We start from the raw sequence: 21706 nt of genomic DNA, 5'->3' as shown, positions 1-21706 counted from the left end.
ATCTGTTCCAAGGTGATGTAATTATCATGCAAAGTATCGACCTTACCGATCATTTTCTGATTGCCATGCCGGGACTGGAAGATTCTTTCTTTACCAGGACACTGACCTATATCTGTGAACATAGCGAACGTGGTGCGCTGGGTCTCGTGGTCAATCGCCCGACGGATTTATCCGTGGAAAAGCTGTTGCTGCAACTGGGGATGTCTCCCAAGAGTACTGCTTCTTCCAATTTGCCGGTATTGCTAGGTGGCCCGGTGCAGATCGATAGCGGGTTCGTATTGCACGAACCGGTCGGATCATGGAAGTTTACGCTGTCTTCCAATGAATCGATCGGTCTGACTTCTTCCGCTGACATTCTGCAGGCAGTCGCTGATTGTGAGGGACCGGAGAGAATGCTGATAGCACTGGGTTATTCAGGTTGGGTAGCAGGACAGCTCGAGCAGGAGCTGGCACAAAACGCTTGGCTGACGGTACCTGCTGAGTCGCAGATCCTGTTTGAGTTGTCTTCCGAAGAGCGGCTGCCTGCTGCCATGAAGTTGCTGGGAATCGATTTTTGTAATTTATCTAGTGAAGTCGGTCATGCCTGATATGACTAGTACTCCGTCTGGTACAGTACTGGCTTTTGATTTTGGTACACGGCGCATCGGGGTGGCGATTGGTGAATATGAACTGCAAATGGCTCATCCTTTGACGACGATCGATCAGTCGATGACGGGGCCTCGTTTTGAAAAGATTGCGGAGCTGATCGAGGCATGGCAACCGGTGTTGCTGGTGGTGGGATTGTCAGTTCATGCCGATGGTACTGAGCATGAAATAACCCGGTTGTGTCGTCGTTTTGCCAGACGGCTGGAAGGACGCTTCAGGATTCCAGTAGCGCTGGCGGACGAGCGCTATACGACAGTAATTGCTCGTTCAGTGCTGGAAGAAGCGGGCGTGACGGGCAAAAAACAGCGGCCAATGCTCGACCAGATCGCAGCACAGCATATTCTTCAGACTTATTTCGATTTATCTCATGCAGCTTCCTGACGCCGAGAAATTACTGACACAACTCATTGAAAAAATACGGCCGGATATAACCGGAAATACCGCTATCGTGGGTATCCATACCGGCGGTGCCTGGCTGGCCAGGCGTATTCATCAGTCGTTGGAGATCACGTTGCCGGTGGGGGCGCTGGATATTTCCTTTTACCGTGATGACTACAGTAAAATTGGCCTGCATCCGCAAGTCAGGCCTTCCCGGCTTCCTTTCGACGCTGAAAACAGCCACATTATTCTGGTGGATGATGTGCTTTATACCGGTAGAACAGTCCGTGCGGCAGTGAATGAACTGTTCGATTATGGTCGCCCGGCCAGTATCCATCTAGCTGTACTGGTGGATCGTGGAGGGCGGGAACTGCCAATTGCTGCCCGGTATACAGGGGAAGTTCTCACATTACCGGAAAACACCATGCTGGAGCTGATGCAGTCGGATGACGGTAAATTGAATCTGGATTTACGTAACCTGACAATAGGTTAATGGTTTCCGGGATTTGCCGACTATCATCTTCCTGCTTAGTTGTTATTCAGGCAGGTTTCAGCTGCTATGTATGGACAGATTTTCTTTGCCGATATTCAAAACCTATGTGCTGTCGTAATTCTTGCGGGAGCTCTGTGTAATGGGCGTACATCCCCAACTGAGCAAAAATGGTGAGTTGCAGCATCTGCTGACGACAGAAGGGCTGCCTGCTGTGATTCTGCGCCATATTCTCGATACTGCGGAATCGTTTACCGGTGTGACGGAACGCGATGTCAAGAAAATTCCCCTGCTCCGAGGTAAATCGGTATTTAACCTGTTTTTTGAGCCGAGCACCCGTACTCGCACGACTTTCGAAATTGCGGCCAAGCGACTTTCCGCCGATGTCATTAATCTCAATATGGCGGTTTCATCTCAGACCAAGGGAGAAACGCTGCTGGATACGGTGGATAACCTGTCTGCTATGCATGCGGACATGTTTGTCGTGCGCCATAACCAAAGTGGGGCAGCACATCTGATTGCCCGTCATGTCAGGCCGGAAATTCATGTCATCAATGCGGGCGACGGGTGGCATGCGCACCCTACCCAGGCGTTACTGGATATGTTTACCATTCGCCGCTATAAGCAGGATTTCCATGCATTACGCGTAGCGATTATCGGGGATATTCTGCATTCCCGCGTGGCGCGTTCGCAGATTCATGCACTGACGACGCTGGGCGTACCGGAAATCCGTGTCATTGCTCCCAAGACACTGTTACCGGCCGGAGTTGAGCGGCTTGGCGTGCATGTTTACCACAATATGGTACAGGGTTTGCAAGACGTGGATGTACTGATGATGTTGCGATTGCAGCATGAGCGTATGGAGTCGGCACATCTGCCTAGTACTGAAGAGTATTTCAAATATTATGGACTGACACCGGAAAAACTTGCGCTTGCCCGGCCTGATGCAATCGTAATGCATCCCGGTCCGATGAATCGGGGTGTGGAAATCGATTCAGAAGTAGCAGATGGTGCTCAGTCCGTCATTCTTCCCCAGGTAAACTTTGGTATTGCCGTCCGTATGGCGGTGATGTCGATCCTGGCCGGAAATTGATATGCATATTCATATTCGAAATGGTCGTCTGATTGATCCCGGTAGCGGAATGGACCGTACTGGTGATCTTTATCTGGCCGAGGGCAAAATTGTATCGATCGATTCCCGGCTTGACGGTTTCCGTGATGATCGTGAGATCGATGCCGATGGAATGATCGTGTGTCCCGGTCTGGTCGATTTGTCAGCGCGTTTGCGCGAGCCGGGGCTTGAATATATGGCTACGCTGGAATCAGAGCTGGAAGCCGCAGTAGCAGGAGGGGTGACCAGCCTGGCCTGTCCCCCTGATACGGATCCGCCACTGGATGAGCCAGGTCTGGTGGAGATGCTGAAACACCGTGCACGTAATCTTGATCGAGCGCGAGTATATCCGGTAGGGGCGCTGACTCAGGGGCTCAAGGGAGAGCGCTTGACGGAAATGGTTGAATTGCATGATGCGGGTTGTGTTGCGTTCAGCCAGGTTGATGCCCCCCTTGTTAACCCGCATGTGCTGATGCGAGCTATGCAATATGCTGCTACATTTGGTTTCAAAGTCTGGCTGCGTCCTCAGGATATGTATCTGGCCAATCGGGGTGTTGCCCATGAAGGTGAAATTGCTACCCGTCTTGGTTTGCCGGCAATTCCGGTGTGTGCAGAGACGATTGCACTGGCTAGTATTTTGTCGCTGATGAAGGAAACGGGTGCTAGCGTACATCTCTGTCGTATTTCCAGTGCTGAGGGGGTGGCGCTGGTGAGAGCAGCCAAACGGCAGGGATTATCGCTCACCTGTGATGTTTCTATCCATCACGTACATTTGACCGATATGGATATTGGTTTCTTTGATGCAAATTGCCATCTCATGCCACCGCTCAGAAGCTTGCCAGATCGGAATGCATTGCGTGCTGGGTTGATGGATGGAACAATTGATGCGATCTGTTCGGATCATGCACCTGTAGATGAAGATGCCAAACTTCTACCATTTGCTCAGGCTGAAAGTGGTGCAACTGGATTAGAGCTGCTGTTGCCTCTTACATTGAAATGGGCGGGGGAAAACAGGCTGGCATTGCCTGAAGCGCTGGCGAGAATTACATCCCATCCTGCACAGATTCTAGGAGTTGAGACCGGACGGCTGGCAGTGGGTGCTGTGGCTGATTTGTGCATCTTTGATCCTGATGCGAACTGGATCGTCAGCAATACCGAACTGAGAAGCCAAGGCAAAAATACACCTTTTCTCGGGATGGAATTGTACGGGCGTACTTGGTTTACCCTGATTGATGGACGTATCGTGTATGGTTGATGAGCGATTCCCGGGAAATGGGGGTTTCGTCAAAGCCGTATAAACCCGGGGTTATCCGGCGGAGAGAATCAGGTAGGGAAATGTTCCGATAGCTTCTTCCCGCAACTGGATATCCTGAATATTTATTGATAACAAAAATTTTTCTGAATTTACTGATATGAAAAACCCGCTGTTAGATTTTTCCACTCTTCCTCGCTATGAGGAAATCCAGAACGAGCATATCACACCTGCCATGGACGAGTTGTTGCGCGACTGCCGCGCGGTGGTGAATATGGTTAAGAATGCGACGGAATCTCCTGATTGGCAGGATTTTGTGCAGCCGGTGGTGGATGCGAATGAGCGTTTGTCGAGAGCGTGGGGGCAGGTAGCGCATTTGAATGCAGTCATGAATAGCCCGGCGTTACGTGAAATCTATAACGCCAATCTGCCGCGTATCACGCAGTACTATGCCGAGTTGTCGCAAGATCCGGTATTGTTTGAGAAATTCCAACAGTTGCGGGCAGACCCGGCATTCAATGATTTAAGTCAGGCACGCAGGAAAATTGTGGACAATCAGTTACGTGATTTTCACTTGGGAGGTGCCGAGCTGCCGCCGGAAGATAAAGGCCGGTTCATGCAGATTCAGGAAGAGCTGTCAGCATTGAGTTCGAAATTCAACGATAACCTGCTGGATGCAACTAATGCATTTTCCCTGTTCGTAGAAAATCGGGATGAGCTCGCCGGAATTCCGGATGATGTATTGCAGGCCGCTCGTGAAGCGGCAACTACAGATACTTCGATTACCGCGCCGGGCTGGAAATTTACTCTGCATGCGCCTTCTTACCTGCCAGTCATGCAGTATGCGGATAACCGCAGCTTGCGTGAACAGATGTATCGGGCGTATGTGACACGGGCAAGTGAATTCGAAGTCGTTCCGGATGAGGTTGTGAATCGTGACAACATGCTTCTGATCGAGCAGATTTTGCGTCTGCGTCAGGAGGAAGCCAAACTGTTGGGTTACGATTGTTACGCACAGGTATCACTGGCCCCAAAAATGGCGGAAACACCACAGCAGGTACTGGATTTTCTGAATGAGCTGGCAGCTAAAGCAAGACCTTATGCGGAAAAAGATCTGACAGAACTACAACAGTTTGCAGCCGATAAACTGAAGCTGGGTCGACTCGAAGTGTGGGACATTGCTTACGCCAGTGAAAAGCTGCGCATTGAGCGTTATGCTTTCTCTGAGCAGGAGGTCAAGCAATATTTTCCGGAAAACAAGGTGTTGCCCGGTATGTTCCTACTGGTAGAGACCCTGTACGGTATACGCATCAGCGAAGCAGAGCCAGCGCGTAACATTCAGTGCTGGCATCCGGATGTGAAATTTTTCGATATCACTGATGCGAATGGTAATTTGCTGGGGCAGTTCTATCTGGATCTCTATGCCCGTCCCGGCAAGCGTGGAGGAGCTTGGATGGATGACGCTATCACCCGGCGGAAGATCGAAGTACCTGAAATCGGCCGCTCCGAAATCCAAGTGCCAGTTGCCTACCTCACCTGCAATTTTTCTGCACCAGTGACGATAGACGGCCAGTTGCGCCCGGCATTGTTTACGCATGATGAGGTAATTACGCTATTCCATGAATTTGGTCATGGACTGCATCATTTATTGACCCGGATGGATGAGCTGGGTGTTTCCGGTATCAATGGGGTCGAGTGGGATGCGGTTGAACTGCCCAGCCAGTTCATGGAAAACTTCTGCTGGGAGTGGGAAGTATTGCGTGGTATGACTGCGCATGTGGAAACCGACAATCCGCTACCGCGCGCGTTATTCGATAAAATGCTTGCGGCCAGGAACTTCCAGAGCGGCCTTCAGACTTTGCGTCAGATCGAATTTGCTTTGTTTGATATGCATCTGCACACGGATTTTGACCCGCAGGGCAGTGAAACCGTGTTACAGCGTCTGGATAACATCCGTCAGCAGGTCGCCGTCATCATTCCACCCCCGTTCAACCGGTTTCCGGACAGCTTCGGACATATATTTGCCGGGGGCTATGCTGCTGGTTATTACAGCTATAAGTGGGCGGAAGTATTGTCTGCCGATGCTTACAGCTTGTTTGAGGAGAATGGTATCGGCCAGGTAGTTAATGCAAAAACCGGAGAGCGTTTCTGGCATGAAATTCTTGCCGTGGGTGGCAGTCGTCCGGCACTCGAATCATTCATTGCATTTCGCGGACGTGAGCCAAAAATTGATGCATTGCTGCGGCATCATGGTATGGCGGCCTGAGTAATGTATTTCCTGCGATCAGCCCATTGAAGATCGTCAGCTTGCGGGTAGAAGATCATTTACAGGTGATGAAAAAGTGCTCTGTCCTGATGATGGAAAATGATACTTTTTCCACACGAACAGCGAGTGGTAATGAGGCAGTTCAGAAGAGTAGGTTACCGTTACCGCGTGCAGAAGCCGGAGCCCTTTCTGGAAAAGCTTTTGTATCTCGCGTATAATTGATCATAGCGGTGCAGGGTCAGCCTTGAGCCGCTTTTTTCTGTCCGTCTGCATCGTATACAAAATTGGGGAGTTCTGTGTCTAACCGTCCGCGTGCTGTACTCGTTCTGGCTGATGGTACTGTTTTTCACGGAGAGTCGATCGGTGCAGAAGGTATTACTGTCGGTGAAGTGGCTTTCAATACGGCCATGACCGGTTACCAGGAAATTCTCACTGACCCTTCTTACTGCCGTCAGATCGTTACACTGACTTATCCGCATATCGGTAATACCGGTGTGAATGACGAGGATATCGAATCAACTACGGCCTCCAGGACCATTCATGCGGCAGGGCTGGTGGTTCGTGATCTATCACTCGTCACCAGCAGCTGGCGTAGTCGTCATACGTTACCAGATTTTCTTAAACAGCATGATGTGCCGGCAATTGCCGGGATTGATACACGCAAACTTACACGTATCCTGAGAATGAAGGGCGCACAGGCAGGTTGCGTCATGACTGGCCATGTCGATGAAACCGAAGCATTACGGCAGGCGCAGGCATTTCCCGGTCTGACGGGAATGGATCTGGCGCAAGTGGTCAGCTGCAGTCAGCCATGGGAATTCAGTGAAGGCATGTGGTCGCCAGAAACAGGTTATCAAGCTGCGGGCGAGAGCTACTGCCGGGTTGCTGTGCTGGATTTTGGTGTCAAGCGTACGATTCTGCGCAAGCTGGTCGAGCATCGCTGTCATGTTACCGTTTATCCCGCTCGGACAGGGATTGATGAAATTCTTGCCGCTCGGCCTGATGGTGTGCTGCTTTCCAATGGCCCTGGGGATCCGGAAGCCTGTGATTACGCAATCGATATGGCGCGTGCATTGCTGACAAGCAGGATCCCTGTATTCGGTATCTGCCTGGGTCATCAGATAATTGCACTGGCGATTGGTGCCAGGACGATCAAGATGAAATTCGGGCACCATGGTGCCAATCATCCGGTACTGGATGTCGATAGTGGCCGGGTGATGATTACCAGTCAGAATCATGGATTCGCAGTAGACGTCGATACATTACCCGCCAATGTGCGTGTCACCCATCATTCATTATTTGATGGAAGTCTTCAGGGATTTGAATTGACGGATCATCCTGTTTTCTGTTTTCAGGGGCATCCTGAGGCCAGCCCGGGCCCACAAGACGTTAATTATTTATTCAGTCGTTTCATCAGCCGGATGGTGAAAAACAAGCAATCAGCCTGAGCCATCAGAACAACCTTCGTCATCATGCCAAAGCGTACCGACCTGAAATCTATCCTTATCATTGGCGCCGGGCCGATTGTCATCGGCCAGGCATGCGAATTTGATTATTCTGGTGTTCAGGCCTGCCGGGCACTGCGGGAAGAAGGTTATCGCGTCATTCTGATCAATTCCAATCCGGCGACGATCATGACCGATCCGGGGCTGACGGATGCCACTTATATAGAGCCTATTACTTGGCAGGCAGTTGAAAAAGTAATCGAGATTGAACGGCCGGATGCATTACTGCCGACCATGGGCGGGCAAACTGCACTCAATTGTGCCCTGGACCTAGTTCGGCATGGCGTACTGGAAAAATACAGTGTAGTGCTGATTGGCGCTTCCCGTGAGGCTATCGACAAAGCTGAGGATCGCGAAAAATTCAAGCAGGCAATGACCCGTATCGGTCTGCAATCAGCGCGTTCCACCATGGCGCACAGCATGGAAGAAGCAATGCAGGCTCAAGCAATGATCGGCTACCCGGCTATTATCCGGCCTTCTTTCACGCTGGGAGGCAGTGGGGGCGGGATTGCTTATAACCGGGAAGAGTTCATCGAGATCTGTGAGCGGGGTCTGGAAGCCTCACCTACTCGGGAGCTATTGATCGAGGAATCGGTCATTGGCTGGAAAGAATATGAGATGGAAGTTATCCGCGACAAACAGGATAATTGCATCATTGTCTGTGCCATCGAGAATGTCGACCCCATGGGAGTCCATACGGGCGATTCGATTACGGTTGCACCTGCCCAGACGCTGACGGACAAGGAGTACCAGCGTATGCGTGATGCATCGGTTGCGGTACTGCGGGAAATCGGGGTGGAAACAGGTGGTTCCAACGTACAGTTCGCTGTCAATCCCGAGAACGGGAACATGCTCGTGATCGAAATGAATCCACGGGTATCACGCTCTTCCGCGCTGGCCTCGAAAGCAACGGGTTTTCCGATTGCCAAGGTTGCCGCCAAACTGGCAATCGGCTATACGCTCAATGAACTGGGCAATGATATTGCGGGTGGTATTATCCCAGCTTCGTTTGAGCCGACCATCGACTATGTCGTAACCAAAGTACCTCGCTTCGCATTCGAGAAATTTCCCCAGGCACACGATCGTTTGACGACGCAAATGAAATCAGTGGGCGAGGTTATGGCGATTGGACGCACCTTCCAGGAATCGCTGCAAAAGGCATTACGTGGACTGGAAACTGGTGTGGACGGTCTGGATGAAAAAACCACGGATACCGAAATCATCAAAGCCGAACTGGGCCACCCCGGGCCTGAGCGCCTGTGGTATATCGCTGATGCATTCCGTTGCAATATCCCTTTCGAGGAAATTCATGCGCTTACCCGGATCGATCCATGGTTTTTGGTCCAGATTGAAGATTTGATCAGGCAGGAGCAGGCTCTTTCGGAGAAACGGCTGGCGACACTGGATCGGCATGAGTTATACCATTTGAAACGTTGCGGTTTCTCAGACCAACGTCTGGCTGCATTACTCGGTACCAGCCAGGATAAGGTGCGTGCCAGACGGCATGAACAGGAGTTGCGCCCAGTCTATAAGCGAGTGGATACCTGTGCAGCCGAATTTGATACGCATACGGCTTATATGTATTCGACTTATGAGGAAGAATGCGAGTCGCGCCCGACTGATAATAAGAAAATCATGGTGCTGGGAGGCGGGCCTAATCGCATCGGTCAGGGAATCGAATTCGATTACTGTTGTGTACACGCTGCTCTGGCGCTGCGTGAAGATGGGTATGAGACGATCATGGTTAACTGTAATCCTGAAACAGTCTCGACTGATTACGATATTTCTGACCGATTGTACTTCGAATCTCTTACGCTTGAAGATGTTTTGGAAATTGCAGCAGTAGAAAAGCCGGCTGGTGTTATCGTGCAATACGGTGGACAGACTCCGCTGAAGCTGGCGCGTGCACTGGAAGCCAATGGTGTGCCCATCATTGGCACCAGTCCCGATATGATCGATTGTGCCGAGGATCGTGAACGTTTTCAGGCCATGCTGCAGGAGTTGGGCCTTAAACAACCTCCCAATTTTACTGCACGTACCGCGGAGGCTGCTTTGGCTGCAGCGGATAAAATTGGCTACCCGCTTGTCGTTAGACCAAGTTATGTGCTGGGTGGCCGTGCCATGGAAGTTGTACATGAGGCGCGTGATCTGGAACGCTATATCCAGGAAGCCGTGAAGGTATCCAATGATTCTCCTGTGCTGCTGGATCATTACCTGAACAATGCGATCGAAGTGGACGTTGATGCCATTTCCGATGGGAAAACCGTACTGATCGGTGGAATCATGGAGCATATCGAGCAGGCCGGAGTTCACTCCGGTGATTCTGCTTGTTCGTTACCTCCTTTTAGTCTTTCCGCTTCCCTGCAGGAGGAATTGTGCCGGCAGACCGAGGCTATGGCGTGTGCGCTGAATGTCAGCGGTTTGATGAATATTCAGTTCGCTATTCAGGATGATATTGTCTATGTACTGGAGGTTAATCCCAGAGCATCGCGTACTGCTCCTTTCGTTTCCAAGGCAACCGGTTTGCAACTGGCTAAAATCGCCGCCCGTTGCATGGTAGGCCAGATGCTGACTGATCAAGGGGTTACCAAAGAAGTTTACCCTTCTCATTTTTCGGTAAAAGAGGCCGTTTTCCCATTTGCCAAGTTTTCCGGTGTGGATACTATACTTGGGCCAGAGATGAAATCAACCGGTGAGGTGATGGGAATAGGTAAGAATTTCGCCGAGGCATTTGTCAAATCACAGCTGGCAGCTGGTATTCAATTACCGGTATCGGGTAATGTACTGATCAGTGTAAGAGACAGTGATAAACTGGAAGCTGTTTCAATCGCTATCAAGCTGGTTGAATTGGGATTCTCACTTTATGCTACGCGTGGTACGGCTCAAGCCCTGCAGCAGGCAGGATTGCCAGTTATTGCCGTAAATAAGGTAGCTGAAGGCCGGCCGCATATTGTGGATATGATCAAGAACGGAGAAATTATCTTGATCATCAATACGGTTGCTAATAAACGCAGTGCTGTACGTGATTCCTATTCGATCCGACGTGCGGCTTTGCAGGCTAGGATAACTTATTACACAACCATTGCCGGTGCACGTGCTGCTTGTGCCGGTATAGCAGGTCGCTACGAGCTGCAGGTTTACCGTTTGCAAAATCTTGGCATCTAGGCAACAATAATCTTCCCTTCCAAGCTTGACAAATTTCTGATCTGGAAAGATTGGTACCTGTTTACAAGCTTTTTGATCAGACAGTTAACTATTTCGCATTATCTGAATGATGCGCTGAGTGCCTGTCGTTTGATGAATGTTGTTTTATTGTTTTTCCATGGAAAGAGAAACCAAGTTATGAATGCCATTCCCATTACCCAAGCTGGTGCAGAGAAATTACGTACAGAGTTGCATGAGATGAAAACGATTCATCGTCCTGCTGTCATCGCTGCTATCGCGGAAGCACGCTCCCATGGTGATTTATCTGAGAATGCCGAATATGATGCTGCAAAAGAGAAACAGGGGTTCATAGAGGGACGGATTGCAGAATTGGAAAGTAAACTGTCCAATGCGCAGATCATTAACCCTGCAACATTAAATGCAGATGGTGCGTGTGTGTTCGGTGCCACTATCGATCTGATGGATCTGGACAATGATAAAACCGTGACTTATCAGATCGTAGGAGATGATGAAGCCGACATCAAACAGGGCAAAATTTCTATCAGTTCACCTATTGCTCGGGCATTGATTGGTAAATATGCGGGAGATATGGCTGAAGTTCAAGCGCCTGGTGGTATTAGGGAATACGAAATTCTGGATGTTAAATATATCTGAAGACTAATTTTCCTGATTTTCCGAAATCAGAGTGGGAATGCCATTTCTGGCCCGGATTGCTGATTCTAAGGCTTCAGAGTTGATTCTGGTATCCCTTGTTATTTTACCGTCGGGATTTCTGGCTGTTTTTTCCAGGAATTCTGCAATTGTACTATGAACTTTCTGCTCATAGTCGTAGGGTGTGGTGTCATCTTCTTCCAAGGGGGGGTGAAGTTCGATGAATAAAAGATTCTCCTGCCATCCCAGTTTGACAGGTTGATTGACGATTTGTACCGGTGTGCCTGTAGGTACAAGATTGAACAATTCCTCGATATCTTCGGGGTACAACCGCATACAGCCGTGCGTGACACGCATACCTACGCCAAATGGCTTATTAGTGCTGTGAATGAGATAGCCAGGTAAACCAAGGTACAGCGCGTACCGTCCAAGGGGATTGTCCGGACCAGGTGGAACGATATCCGACAGTGGAGGTTTACCTTCGGCTATTGCTTCAATTTTGAGAGATTGGGGCGGTATCCATGTCGGGTCTTTTTGTTTCCTGACAATAGTAGTTTTGCCTAGCGGTGTATTCCAGTCCATTCTGCCGATACTGACAGGATGAGTAATGATCTCCGGCTTTTGTCCCTTTGCTGGTTTGGGGAAATAATAGAGCCGCATTTCGGGCAGATTAATGATAAGGCCAGTTCGTTCAGCCTGGGGGATTATAAAGCGTAGTGGTAATATAACTGCAGCCCCATCTTCAGGCAACCAGCGATTTATATCGGGGTTGGCCAGCACCATCTCATCCTGGCCGATACCATAACGGCGTGCCACATCAAGTAGCGTTTCTTCACGGTTGGCAGTTATCGTTTGCATCTGGCCGAAAATATCAATATCGTCGGGCGGGCGTACCCAATTCCCTGCATAAATATGGATTGATGCTGGTAATATGGTAAACAGTAGTAATAAGCCAATTTTAAGTTTTTGCTTGTTCTTGCGTCTCATTTTTGTATTGCATTGTGAACAATTTATAACGCCGTCGATTTTATCCGGCATGAAATTCAAAAGCTAATGATTTTGGCTTTTTACAGACAAGTAACTGATGTTGTTGCGAGGAAGAATCATTAGTGAGAGAGCCTGATCGTGTTCAGTATTTTTAACTGTTGTTATAAAACAACATGAAGGCAATGTTTTCTTGACAGTTAAGGGGCCCTCCTATAAGCTCGCAGCCCATATATAGCATGGAATAGAGGCTGGAACGAGTTAAGTAATCAGTGTCTATTCCAGTCTATTCAGTAAATTGGCCAGAAAATATTTCTAGGGGAAGATTTTGAGTTCGACAATAGCCAAGTTGGGCATTTCGCCAGTACAAAAAAGTAATTCCCTGTCTTCCAGAATAGATGTCATTGTGCCAACGCCTACAGTTAATTCTTTGACTCAAAGAAGGGCAGACTTTACAACCTTGGTGGAGTCGCTCGAGTATGCTGCACAGGGGGAAACCGGGTACAATTTCTACGATTCCAGAGGTAATCTGAAATCGGTACTTGCATACAAAGATTTGTGTGCCAACTCAAAAATAATCGCAAGACGATTGTCTGGTCTCGGATTGGTTCGTAACAGTCGAGTTGCTCTGATTGCCGATACTACTCCAGAATTTGTCGAGTTGTTTTTTGCATGCCGGTTTGCGGGTCTTGTTCCATTTGCGATGCCGGTACCTGTAAATCTCGGCAGTCGTGCAATCTATGTGCAACAACTGAGAGGCATGCTTGAGAGCAGTAAGGCAAGTATTGCGATAGCCAGTCTTGATTTCATTGAGTTTCTCAATGAGGCAATTGGGAGCTTGATAAGTGATAAGCTCAAATGGAGCGGAACACCTGAACAACTCCGTCTGCTGCCAGAAGCTAATGTGGTGTTTTCATCTAATACACCAGATGAAACCGCCTACCTGCAGTTTACCTCCGGCAGTACCCGTTTGCCAAGAGGGGTGATTATCACCGAGCGGGCTTTGATGACCAATTTACGCGGTATCGTTTGCAATGGTCTTGATGTACGGCTGGGTGATCGATGTGCTTCATGGCTTCCTTTTTATCATGATATGGGTTTGGTTGGGCTGGTATTAGCTCCTTTGGCAGCTCAATTATCTGTGGATTATCTGGCAACACGGGATTTTGCAATCCGTCCTCTGCAGTGGCTCAAGTTAATCAGCCGTAATCGCTGCACTATCGCTTTCAGCCAGCCCTTCGGTCTTAAGTTATGTACACTGCGTGCACGTGAATCAGATTTAGCTGATTTAAATTTGAGCTGCTGGCGAGCAGCAGGAGTTGGTGCCGAGATGATCCGAATGGATACATTGAAAAGCTTTGCAGCTAAATTTTCTGATGCGGGTTTTGATGAACGTGCTTTTCTGCCGTGCTACGGTTTGGCTGAATCGACTCTCGCCGTATCCTTTCCTGATATCAGCCGGGGGGCAAGAAGTTTGCGCGTGGATGCCAGAACTCTGATCGAGAGAAAGGTTGCAGTGAGGGTCCAGGCAGAGGGCAGAAAATATAATGAGTTTGTGAATTGTGGTCGCCCGTTACCAGATCATGAAATCAGGATAGTCGATGATGCGGATCACGAGGTTCCTCATATGACAGTGGGAAGTATTCTGGTCAGGGGAGGAAGTGTGATGAACGGGTATTTCAACAACGCGGAAGAGACTGCGAGAGCGATCAGACCGGATGGCTGGCTGGATACGGGTGATATTGGTTTTCTGTTTGAGGGTGATTTGTATATTACAGGTCGGCGAACAGATGTCATTATCGTCAATGGCAGAAATATACGAGCTCAGGATGTGGAAGAGCTGGCTGAACAGCAGCCGGAAGTAAGGGCACGTGAAGCTTCTGCGTTTGGAATCAGTAATGAGGATGGTTCGACATCGGTTGTACTGGTTGTTGAATGCAGGCTCGCGTCAGCAGTAGACCGGCAGTCGCTTATCAACAGACTTCAGCAGATGGTATATATGGCATTTGGGGTAAGTTGCCTGGTTGAGTTAGTACCGCCGCATACATTGCCCCGGACATCTTCAGGGAAGTTGTCACGTTTTGCAGCACGTCAGGGGTTCCTGCGGCGTGCAAATCTGGAACAGCCCACTGCAGCAACGACTATTCATACCGCTGGCTGATAGCATAGTTTCCATCGGTAAGGCCCACATCTTCGCATGAGAAGGAGATGGAAGTTCCTTTTCACGTCCAGTATGTTTCATGTCTAAAACTGTCGCATTAACGGGCGCAACAGGATTTATCGGCCGTATTCTTATTGCCAGGCTGGTAGCATCCGGATGGAAAGTTCGTGCGCTGGCCAGGCAAATACCTTCCAATCAGGATTTTTCATTTGTAGAATGGATTCATGGGGACTTGGATTGTGAAGGTGCATTGTGTGAGCTCGTTTCTGGTACTGAAACGGTTATACACTGTGCAGGAGCGATCAGGGGAAAATCTTGGGATGATTTTTTCCGAACTAACGTGACCGGAACAAGAAATATATTACAGGCTGCTTCTGGAGCACTTTCCTGTTCAAGATTTCTATTTATTTCTTCGCTGGTTGCGCGTGAACCCCATCTCTCCTGGTATGCACGGAGTAAATTTGAGGCTGAGCAGCTGATTCCAGAATTCTCCGGACTGGCATCGGCTATATTCAGGCCGGCGGCGGTGTATGGCCCGGGTGATAAGGCAATGCAGCCATTTTTTCAGGCGATGCGCTATGGTATTCTCCCAGTGCCAGGAAATCCCGGTAACCGTTTCGGCCTGATATATGTAGACGATATGGTTGCTGCTATTCACAACTGGCTCGAGGCCGGACAGTCTGTGAAGGGTACTTATGAAATAGATGATGGAACACCAGGCGGATATGATTATACGTCTATCGCTGCGCTTGCTGAACAAGCTCTGGGCAGGCCAGTGTACCGTTTTCAGATACCTTTGGGCGGTATATGTATATTGGCTCGTTTTAATTTATGGCTGGCACACTTCCTGAATTATGCTCCGATATTGACACCAGGCAAGGTGATGGAATTTCAGCACCCGGATTGGACATGCGATATCTCTTCTTTACAGAAAGAATTGGCTATCTGGTCTCCGGTAACCAAACTAGAGACAGTGTTGCCCCTGCTTGTCAGAATGTAACGGATATTTATTCTTGAAGCATTTCAAATGTTCGTCGACAATATATTGTTTTCGTAGGTATTGCTGCTGTTTTGATACCGGGTATTTTTATATTCCCTGATCCGGGAATGATTTGTCGATATGAACTGTTCAGGGATTGATCTCATGTCAGAAGTAACTCAAGAGCAAATTACAGTGCTGCTTTGCCAGCGTCTGGCAAATTTTACGGAGACTGAGACGGAAGTATCTCCGGAAACGAATCTCATTACGCATTTAGCGATCGATTCAGTCAAACTGTTGAATCTGGTGATGGAAATTGAGGATCAGTTTGATATATCCGTTCCACTGAATACACTCGTAGATGTCCTAACAGTACAGGACCTCGCCAACCTGATCTACAAAATAAAATCATTATCACAATGAGTTTGCTGGAAAAACTTGATGCATCTGCAGCAGCAAGGAAAGCACAATTACCCGAAGGTATCGGAGCTTTTGGTATCCCTATAGAGGAATCTTATTCGGCAACCGAAGCCAGAATCGGCGAACGTCGCGTATTGATGCTGGGTACCAACAATTATCTCGGGCTCAGTTTTGCACCCGAATGCCGAGAAGCCGCTCATCAAGCCATTGATCAGGAGGGTACCGGTACGACCGGTTCGCGCATGGCCAATGGCAATTACTATGGACATCGAGCGCTGGAGCGTGAGTTTGCAGAATTTTATAAATATCGTGAATGTATTGTTTTTACCACAGGTTATCAGGCTAATTTAGGAACGATTTCTGGATTGGTAGGGGCAGGTGATGTCGTGCTGATCGACGGGGATGCCCATGCCAGTATTTATGATGGCTGTATTTTGAGTGGGGCGGATATCATTCGCTTCCGGCATAACGATCCGGCTGATCTTGAAAAACGGCTTCGTCGGTTGGGTGATCGCAGTCGAAATACACTGATCATTATCGAGGGTATTTACAGCATGCTAGGAGATCAGGCTCCTTTGGCTGAGATTGTGCAAATAAAAAATACCTATCAGAGCACTTTACTGCTTGATGAAGCTCATTCACTCGGTGTTCTGGGAGAAACCGGCCAGGGGTTAGTGGAGAAAACCGGGATGAATGATGAGATCGACTTCATAACTGGAACTTTCAGTAAGAGTTTATGTGGTATCGGTGGTTTTTGTGTCAGCAATCACCCTCAGCTTGACCAGCTCCGGTATGTAAGCCATCCCTATATATTCACTGCTTCTCCTTCACCGGCAACTATTGCTTCCACACGTGCTGCTTTGAAACTGTTGCAAGAGGGGCGTTTATTACGTGAACGTCTGTGGCAGAATGCTCATCGGCTTTATTCTAGCCTTGAAAAGAGCGGATATCGTCTCGGTCCGCAACCCGGCCCCATTGTGGCCATCTTGCTTGATAATCCCAGGCAGGCACTTACACTGTGGAATGGACTGATGGAGCACGATATTTATGTGAATCTGGTATTGCCCCCTGCTGCACCGGAAGGAAAGTCACTGGTGCGTTGTAGCATCAATGCAGCCCATACGACTGAACAGATTGATCAGGTGTGTGATGTTTTTTCTAAACTGCATCCTATCGTAGCGTAAGTGAGCAGATGTGGTTACCACTAGGCTTACGCTCATAAGAGTCGCTGGATGATAAAGGTTCTTCCTGTGATTGACTGGATTGTGCCAGATTGGCCTGCTCCTGCGAATGTTGACGCCATGTTTACTACCCGGAATATTGGGGCTGCTGAGAACAAGGGAATTTATGCCGGTCTGAATTTGGCAAGCCATGTCGATGATGATCCGCTGATTGTTCAACAAAATCGTGACCGGCTGCGTCAATATCTGCCTGATCATCCCCGTTGGCTGACACAGGTTCATGGTTCAAAGCCAGTCTGGATAGATTCCGATAATGAAACACTTGAAGCCGATGCTGCGATGAGCCGTCGCCCTGGTGTGGTGTGTGCGGTCCTGGTGGCAGATTGTTTGCCAGTCTTACTGTGTGATATGGCTGGCAGTGTCGTGGGTATTGCTCACGCGGGCTGGCGCGGACTGGCTGGAGGTGTTATCGAAAATACGGTCAGAGAGTTACGCAAGTTCAGTAATAGCGATCGGATAATTGCATGGCTGGGTCCGGCAATCAGCTCACGGCACTTTGAAGTCGGGGACGAAGTACGAGAGATGTTTACTACGTATGATTACCGGGCAGCATGTGCGTTCTTGCCTGGCAAGGAGACTGGAAAATGGTATGCAAATCTCTCTGATCTGGCGCGTCAGAGGCTATCTCATGCCGGGGTAAATCAGGTTTATGGCGGTGATTTATGTACATTCAGTAATCCTGAGCGGTTTTATTCCTATCGCCGTGATGGAAGAACGGGAAGAATGGCCGGCTTGTTATGGATGACGCAGTCTGCTGGTATGCAGTGATTGCACCCCAGACGAGTACAATAAGGTATATTTCCCTTCTCCATCGTCTTCCTTGATGTGATTCAGCTGGAAATCGTTATTAACCCCTTACCTTATCCTTTCCTGTCTGTACTTCGATCCGTAAGCAATTATGTGTGTGATTTTTATCTGTTTCTGATTATTCTTGGTACGTAACTTATGCCAGTATTAGCCTGGATCATTTTTGCCAGCTTAGCCAGTGGTTTACTGAGTATTGGGCTGGCAGCATTATTTGCCCTGAATGTCCATAGTAATAAGTGGATTTCCGTACTAATTTCTTATGCGATCGGTGCACTTCTTGGTGCAGCATTTCTGAATGCATTGCCTGAAGCACTTGAGCTTACAGAGTCTCCCAAGCAACTGACGTTGATTCTGCTGCTCGGTATCCTTGTTTTTTTCATTCTGGAAAAGCTTTTATTATGGCGCCATTGTCATTTATCGGAATGTGAGGCGCATGATCCTGCTATACAGATGAAGCCATCAGATGTCCACGATCATGGTCGCAGTGGCATGATGATCGTGTTGGGTGACACCTTTCATAATTTTGTAGATGGTATTCTGATTGCAACAGCTTTTATGGCCGATATTCAACTTGGAATCGTTACGGCCATTGCCATTACTGCACACGAAATTCCGCAGGAGGCAGGAGATTTCATCATTCTGCTTAATTCGGGTTTTACCCGGGCACGCGCACTCTGGCTCAATCTGTTATCAGGTGTGGCGACATTGTTTGGTGGGTTGTTGGGTTATTTCATGCTGTACCAGCTAGATCACATGATTGCACCCATACTCGCCATTGCTGCTGCAAGCATGATATACGTGGCGATGTCTGATCTGATCCCCAGTCTGCATAAACGTCCGGAAATTAGAGCAACCATTCAGCAGGTCACGCTCATCATTCTTGGGATCAGTACGATATGGCTGATAGGGTTGTTCTTTGGTCATAACCATTGAGCTTGACAGCTTCGGGTAAATATTGCTTGACTCCTGCATCGGTCGGCACCGGCTGTGGGTCGGAGTTGCTACGATACCCTGCAGCCGTTCGGTAATAGAGGGTCCGCAACAAAATGCCATCATCTCGATAGATGGAGCAAGAATGTATCTTTCCGGGGTTGATTAACTTATTCTCGAAATTTCCCGTTGCATTACTGGATTCCAATGCCTGCTGTTTCATTCCGACCAGCAATATCGGCCGGTTAGAAGATGGTTCGATGGGATTCCAGAAGCTGTACATGGCAGCATGCTGACCGAACAGGTTGCGTGATCGGATATCCAAGGCAGGTGTACCGGTGTAAAACGCAAGCGCGCTGGCGGTCGACCACTTACTCATTCCGATCACAATTGGCATTTCTCCTGTTGTTTGCCTGATTTCCTCAGCAATTTGCTCGACTTCTGCCGTAGTTTCCTTCCAAAAATAATGTTCACTCAGGAATTGGTAAGGTAATCCTGGTATTCCCAGCGTGACGTAGTGCAGGATGAAGGCGTAAGTCAGTAATGATAGGATGATCATCGGTTGCCAGGCAGTACGGAGTCGTGTAGATAAGTTTCTGGGTACATCATTGTGGCCGATCATCCAGGCCATGGTGGGTATCAGTGCCAGCCAGAGGGGGCTGGTCCAGTGAAAACGTAGAGGATCGAAAGTGCTGATTACCAGAAAAACCAGCAGGGGAACCCCAGTGAATATACCGATGAAGAGATATTTTCGAGGAACCTGATAGTAGTTTAGAAAAATGTATCGTAACGCAAATACTGCAGCAATCAGTCCAACCGGGGTAAGTACGGTTGCAATCTGGAGTATCAGTCGATGTGTGGCAAATATATGTTGCGTATTACTAAGTCTGCCAGTTTGGAATAGAAAGGAAGCCCAATTGTTTTCCATGTTCCAGATAATTACCGGACTGAACAGGATCAGTGCAATCAATACAGCGAGATAGGGGTGAGGACGAAGCAACCAGCGGCGCGCGATAGGATCTAGGACAGCATAAATCAAGGCAGCGATGCCAAGCAGACCAAGCGTATATTTGGATAAAATCCCCAGTCCGAAAGCAATGCCGACTCCAAGCCATGCCCGGCTCTGATTGGCGAGTAAGACGCGCTCCATGTAATAGAGTGTGGCTGCCCAAGCTGCAATCAATGGAGCATCCGGTGTCATTGCCAGCCCCGTTGCAAAACCGAATGGTACGATGGCAAACAGTAGTACCGAACGCATGGCAGTGGATTTGTCGTAAAGGTTGCGCGCAAGTGCGAATACATAAGCCATTGCAATCAATCCGCACAGGAAAGCACCGATTCTGACTCCAAACTCATTATGGCCAGCCAGCGTGGTTCCCAGCCAGATCAACCAGGCAACCATGGGGGGATGATCGAAAAAGCTCAGGTCTATGTGTTGTGCATACTGCCAGTAATAGGCTTCATCAGGTATCAGTTGCGCTACATCCATGTAGGCCAGGCGTAACAGGATGACAAAACATACAATTCCCACAGAGGCAACACGCCACCGTGTGTCCGCAGAAACAGGAGGTTCTGTCCGGGGGAATACATAAAAAGCAGAGCCGAGGTAGTTCACCAGCGCTGTTGTCAGGATGGCAGGGAAAATTGCCCATCCAGCAGACATACCCCAGGTATAGACCAGCCAGGCCAGGATAGCGCCTCTCAGAAGCAGTGCAAATACACCAACTGTCAGGAAACGGATGAATTGCTGCCAATGTAGATGACCCGCGTGATACAGCCGGAACGACCATTTTGAATTCATGGCGTAGTTGAAACTGGCAGCAGCAATGAAACTGGAAATATGGGCCGAAGCCAGGCTCACTCCATGTCCAGTCATCCACTGAAAAATCAGGACGTCGACGAAGACTCCCAGAAATCCGACAATGGCAAATCGGCTGGCTGTATGGAATGAGACGGTTCCTCCCGCCAGAGTGATGAGTTGCAGTAAATAAGCAAGATGGTGGGTGAGGGAAAGTTTGGAATTGCCATACAGCCGATCGCGGAAACTGATGGGTATTTCCTTTACACGCAACTGGCCTTGTCCGGTCATCAGTAATTCCAGCAGGATCTTGTAGCCGCGAGCATTCTTTGTAATGTTTCCGATCAATTCCCGCCGGAAAGCAAAAAAACCGGAAGTTGCATCATTTACATCGCAAATGATACGTGCGAGCCAACCACCGGCTCGTGACAGCCAGAGCCGGTAAAAGGGCCAATCAATAGTATTGCCGCCAGCAATATACCGACTACCGATGGTGAGGTCATGGGTACCATCTAGTATCGGCTGGATCAGTGCGGCCAGTCTGTCCGGCGGGTGGCTCAGATCAGCATCCATGACGGCAATGACTTCATGTCTGGCAACTGCTGTTCCATCGAGAATAGAAGCAGTCAGATCAGGTTGTGTGCGCCTCTCGATCAGACGCACGTTATGCGTATTTTGCCATTGCCTGACTTTGTCAGGCGTGCCATCAGTAGAACCATCATCCACGATGATGACTTCGAACTGGCTTCCCAGAATATCAAGAGAAAAAATACCTGATAGTAGGGGATCGATATTTTCAGCTTCGTTCAGGGTGGGAATAATGAGTGAAAATGACATGTTAAGCTCAGGTTACTCCCCAAAGCCTTGGTGATCAGGGACTGGGGCGTTTTCTCCGGGGTGAACAGTGTATTGGCAGGAGACTA

The 21706-nt window shown here is 48.9% G+C and carries 17 protein-coding genes; 15 read left to right on the top strand and 2 right to left on the bottom strand.

The window, feature by feature from the left end:
* The first annotated feature begins 26 nt into the window (after nt 1–26).
* The 9 genes from ABUL11_RS01615 to greA all read left to right on the top strand — a co-directional run bounded on the left by ABUL11_RS01615 (nt 27) and on the right by greA (nt 11466).
* Nucleotides 27–587, top strand: a complete 561-nt coding sequence (locus tag ABUL11_RS01615; protein ID WP_350282118.1) for a YqgE/AlgH family protein — start codon at nt 27–29, stop codon at nt 585–587.
* The gene (ruvX, locus tag ABUL11_RS01610; RefSeq protein WP_350282117.1) at nt 580–1026 is read left to right on the top strand and encodes a Holliday junction resolvase RuvX; all 447 of its coding nucleotides are present in this window, start codon (nt 580–582) and stop codon (nt 1024–1026) included. The genes ABUL11_RS01615 and ruvX overlap by 8 nt, the downstream gene beginning before the upstream one ends.
* On the top strand, nt 1013–1516 hold the full coding sequence (gene pyrR / locus ABUL11_RS01605; RefSeq protein WP_350282116.1) for a bifunctional pyr operon transcriptional regulator/uracil phosphoribosyltransferase PyrR: 504 nt from the start codon (nt 1013–1015) through the stop codon (nt 1514–1516). Before ruvX ends, pyrR begins: the two co-directional genes overlap by 14 nt.
* A gap of 139 nt (nt 1517–1655) precedes the next feature.
* Nucleotides 1656–2606, top strand: coding sequence for an aspartate carbamoyltransferase catalytic subunit (locus ABUL11_RS01600; RefSeq protein WP_350282115.1), 951 nt, complete (start codon nt 1656–1658; stop codon nt 2604–2606).
* A 1-nt stretch (nt 2607) separates the two neighbouring features.
* Nucleotides 2608–3879 carry a dihydroorotase gene (locus ABUL11_RS01595; protein ID WP_350282114.1) on the top strand — a complete coding sequence of 424 codons (1272 nt, stop codon included), beginning with the start codon at nt 2608–2610 and terminating at the stop codon, nt 3877–3879.
* Nucleotides 3880–4036: 157 nt separating this feature from the next.
* Entirely contained in the window at nt 4037–6142 is a 2106-nt protein-coding gene (locus ABUL11_RS01590) for a M3 family metallopeptidase (RefSeq protein ID WP_350282113.1), read from the top strand.
* Between the two features lie 296 nt (nt 6143–6438).
* On the top strand, nt 6439–7590 hold the full coding sequence (gene carA / locus ABUL11_RS01585; RefSeq protein WP_350282112.1) for a glutamine-hydrolyzing carbamoyl-phosphate synthase small subunit: 1152 nt from the start codon (nt 6439–6441) through the stop codon (nt 7588–7590).
* 24 nt (nt 7591–7614) lie between these two features.
* Nucleotides 7615–10812 carry a carbamoyl-phosphate synthase large subunit gene (gene carB / locus ABUL11_RS01580; protein WP_350282111.1) on the top strand — a complete coding sequence of 1066 codons (3198 nt, stop codon included), beginning with the start codon at nt 7615–7617 and terminating at the stop codon, nt 10810–10812.
* Nucleotides 10813–10989: 177 nt separating this feature from the next.
* A complete protein-coding gene (greA, locus tag ABUL11_RS01575; RefSeq protein WP_350282156.1) occupies nt 10990–11466 on the top strand; it encodes a transcription elongation factor GreA in 477 nt (158 codons plus the stop codon).
* Nucleotides 11467–11469: 3 nt separating this feature from the next.
* Here greA and ABUL11_RS01570 read toward each other — a convergent pair whose 3' ends face one another.
* Nucleotides 11470–12450, bottom strand: coding sequence for a L,D-transpeptidase family protein (locus ABUL11_RS01570; protein WP_350282110.1), 981 nt, complete (start codon nt 12448–12450; stop codon nt 11470–11472).
* 325 nt (nt 12451–12775) lie between these two features.
* On the opposite strand from ABUL11_RS01570, the gene ABUL11_RS01565 reads away from it, so the two are divergent.
* The 6 genes from ABUL11_RS01565 to ABUL11_RS01540 all read left to right on the top strand — a co-directional run bounded on the left by ABUL11_RS01565 (nt 12776) and on the right by ABUL11_RS01540 (nt 18988).
* A complete protein-coding gene (locus ABUL11_RS01565; protein ID WP_350282109.1) occupies nt 12776–14608 on the top strand; it encodes a fatty acyl-AMP ligase in 1833 nt (610 codons plus the stop codon).
* A gap of 79 nt (nt 14609–14687) precedes the next feature.
* Nucleotides 14688–15608: an NAD-dependent epimerase/dehydratase family protein gene (locus ABUL11_RS01560; RefSeq protein ID WP_350282108.1), complete on the top strand. Its 921-nt coding sequence runs from the start codon at nt 14688–14690 to the stop codon at nt 15606–15608.
* A gap of 144 nt (nt 15609–15752) precedes the next feature.
* Entirely contained in the window at nt 15753–16010 is a 258-nt protein-coding gene (locus ABUL11_RS01555; protein ID WP_350282107.1) for an acyl carrier protein, read from the top strand.
* Nucleotides 16007–17191, top strand: coding sequence for a serine palmitoyltransferase (gene spt / locus ABUL11_RS01550; protein WP_350282106.1), 1185 nt, complete (start codon nt 16007–16009; stop codon nt 17189–17191). Before ABUL11_RS01555 ends, spt begins: the two co-directional genes overlap by 4 nt.
* A gap of 48 nt (nt 17192–17239) precedes the next feature.
* Nucleotides 17240–18016 carry a peptidoglycan editing factor PgeF gene (gene pgeF / locus ABUL11_RS01545; RefSeq protein ID WP_350282105.1) on the top strand — a complete coding sequence of 259 codons (777 nt, stop codon included), beginning with the start codon at nt 17240–17242 and terminating at the stop codon, nt 18014–18016.
* 177 nt (nt 18017–18193) lie between these two features.
* Entirely contained in the window at nt 18194–18988 is a 795-nt protein-coding gene (locus ABUL11_RS01540; RefSeq protein WP_350282104.1) for a ZIP family metal transporter, read from the top strand.
* Here ABUL11_RS01540 and ABUL11_RS01535 read toward each other — a convergent pair.
* Entirely contained in the window at nt 18942–21620 is a 2679-nt protein-coding gene (locus tag ABUL11_RS01535; RefSeq protein ID WP_350282103.1) for a glycosyltransferase family 39 protein, read from the bottom strand. The two genes, ABUL11_RS01540 and ABUL11_RS01535, sit on opposite strands and share 47 nt — an antisense overlap.
* Nucleotides 21621–21706 lie beyond the last annotated feature (86 nt).

This window comes from Nitrosomonas sp., assembly GCF_040256045.1.
Taxonomy (GTDB): domain Bacteria; phylum Pseudomonadota; class Gammaproteobacteria; order Burkholderiales; family Nitrosomonadaceae; genus Nitrosomonas.
The sequence above is the reverse complement of the archived record's forward strand: the minus strand, read 5'-3'. Positions and strand labels throughout refer to the sequence as shown.

Excerpts from the sequence above, each read along its gene's own strand:
- ABUL11_RS01615 (WP_350282118.1), top strand. The coding sequence starts at position 27 with ATGCAAAGTATCGACCTTACCGATCATTTTCTGATTGCCATGCCGGGA.
- ruvX (WP_350282117.1), top strand. The coding sequence starts at position 580 with ATGCCTGATATGACTAGTACTCCGTCTGGTACAGTACTGGCTTTTGAT.
- pyrR (WP_350282116.1), top strand. The coding sequence starts at position 1,013 with ATGCAGCTTCCTGACGCCGAGAAATTACTGACACAACTCATTGAAAAA.
- ABUL11_RS01600 (WP_350282115.1), top strand. The coding sequence starts at position 1,656 with ATGGGCGTACATCCCCAACTGAGCAAAAATGGTGAGTTGCAGCATCTG.
- ABUL11_RS01595 (WP_350282114.1), top strand. The coding sequence starts at position 2,608 with ATGCATATTCATATTCGAAATGGTCGTCTGATTGATCCCGGTAGCGGA.
- ABUL11_RS01590 (WP_350282113.1), top strand. The coding sequence starts at position 4,037 with ATGAAAAACCCGCTGTTAGATTTTTCCACTCTTCCTCGCTATGAGGAA.
- carB (WP_350282111.1), top strand. The coding sequence starts at position 7,615 with ATGCCAAAGCGTACCGACCTGAAATCTATCCTTATCATTGGCGCCGGG.
- greA (WP_350282156.1), top strand. The coding sequence starts at position 10,990 with ATGAATGCCATTCCCATTACCCAAGCTGGTGCAGAGAAATTACGTACA.
- ABUL11_RS01570 (WP_350282110.1), bottom strand. The coding sequence starts at position 12,450 with ATGAGACGCAAGAACAAGCAAAAACTTAAAATTGGCTTATTACTACTG.
- ABUL11_RS01560 (WP_350282108.1), top strand. The coding sequence starts at position 14,688 with ATGTCTAAAACTGTCGCATTAACGGGCGCAACAGGATTTATCGGCCGT.
- ABUL11_RS01555 (WP_350282107.1), top strand. The coding sequence starts at position 15,753 with ATGTCAGAAGTAACTCAAGAGCAAATTACAGTGCTGCTTTGCCAGCGT.
- spt (WP_350282106.1), top strand. The coding sequence starts at position 16,007 with ATGAGTTTGCTGGAAAAACTTGATGCATCTGCAGCAGCAAGGAAAGCA.
- pgeF (WP_350282105.1), top strand. The coding sequence starts at position 17,240 with ATGATAAAGGTTCTTCCTGTGATTGACTGGATTGTGCCAGATTGGCCT.
- ABUL11_RS01540 (WP_350282104.1), top strand. The coding sequence starts at position 18,194 with ATGCCAGTATTAGCCTGGATCATTTTTGCCAGCTTAGCCAGTGGTTTA.
- ABUL11_RS01535 (WP_350282103.1), bottom strand. The coding sequence starts at position 21,620 with ATGTCATTTTCACTCATTATTCCCACCCTGAACGAAGCTGAAAATATC.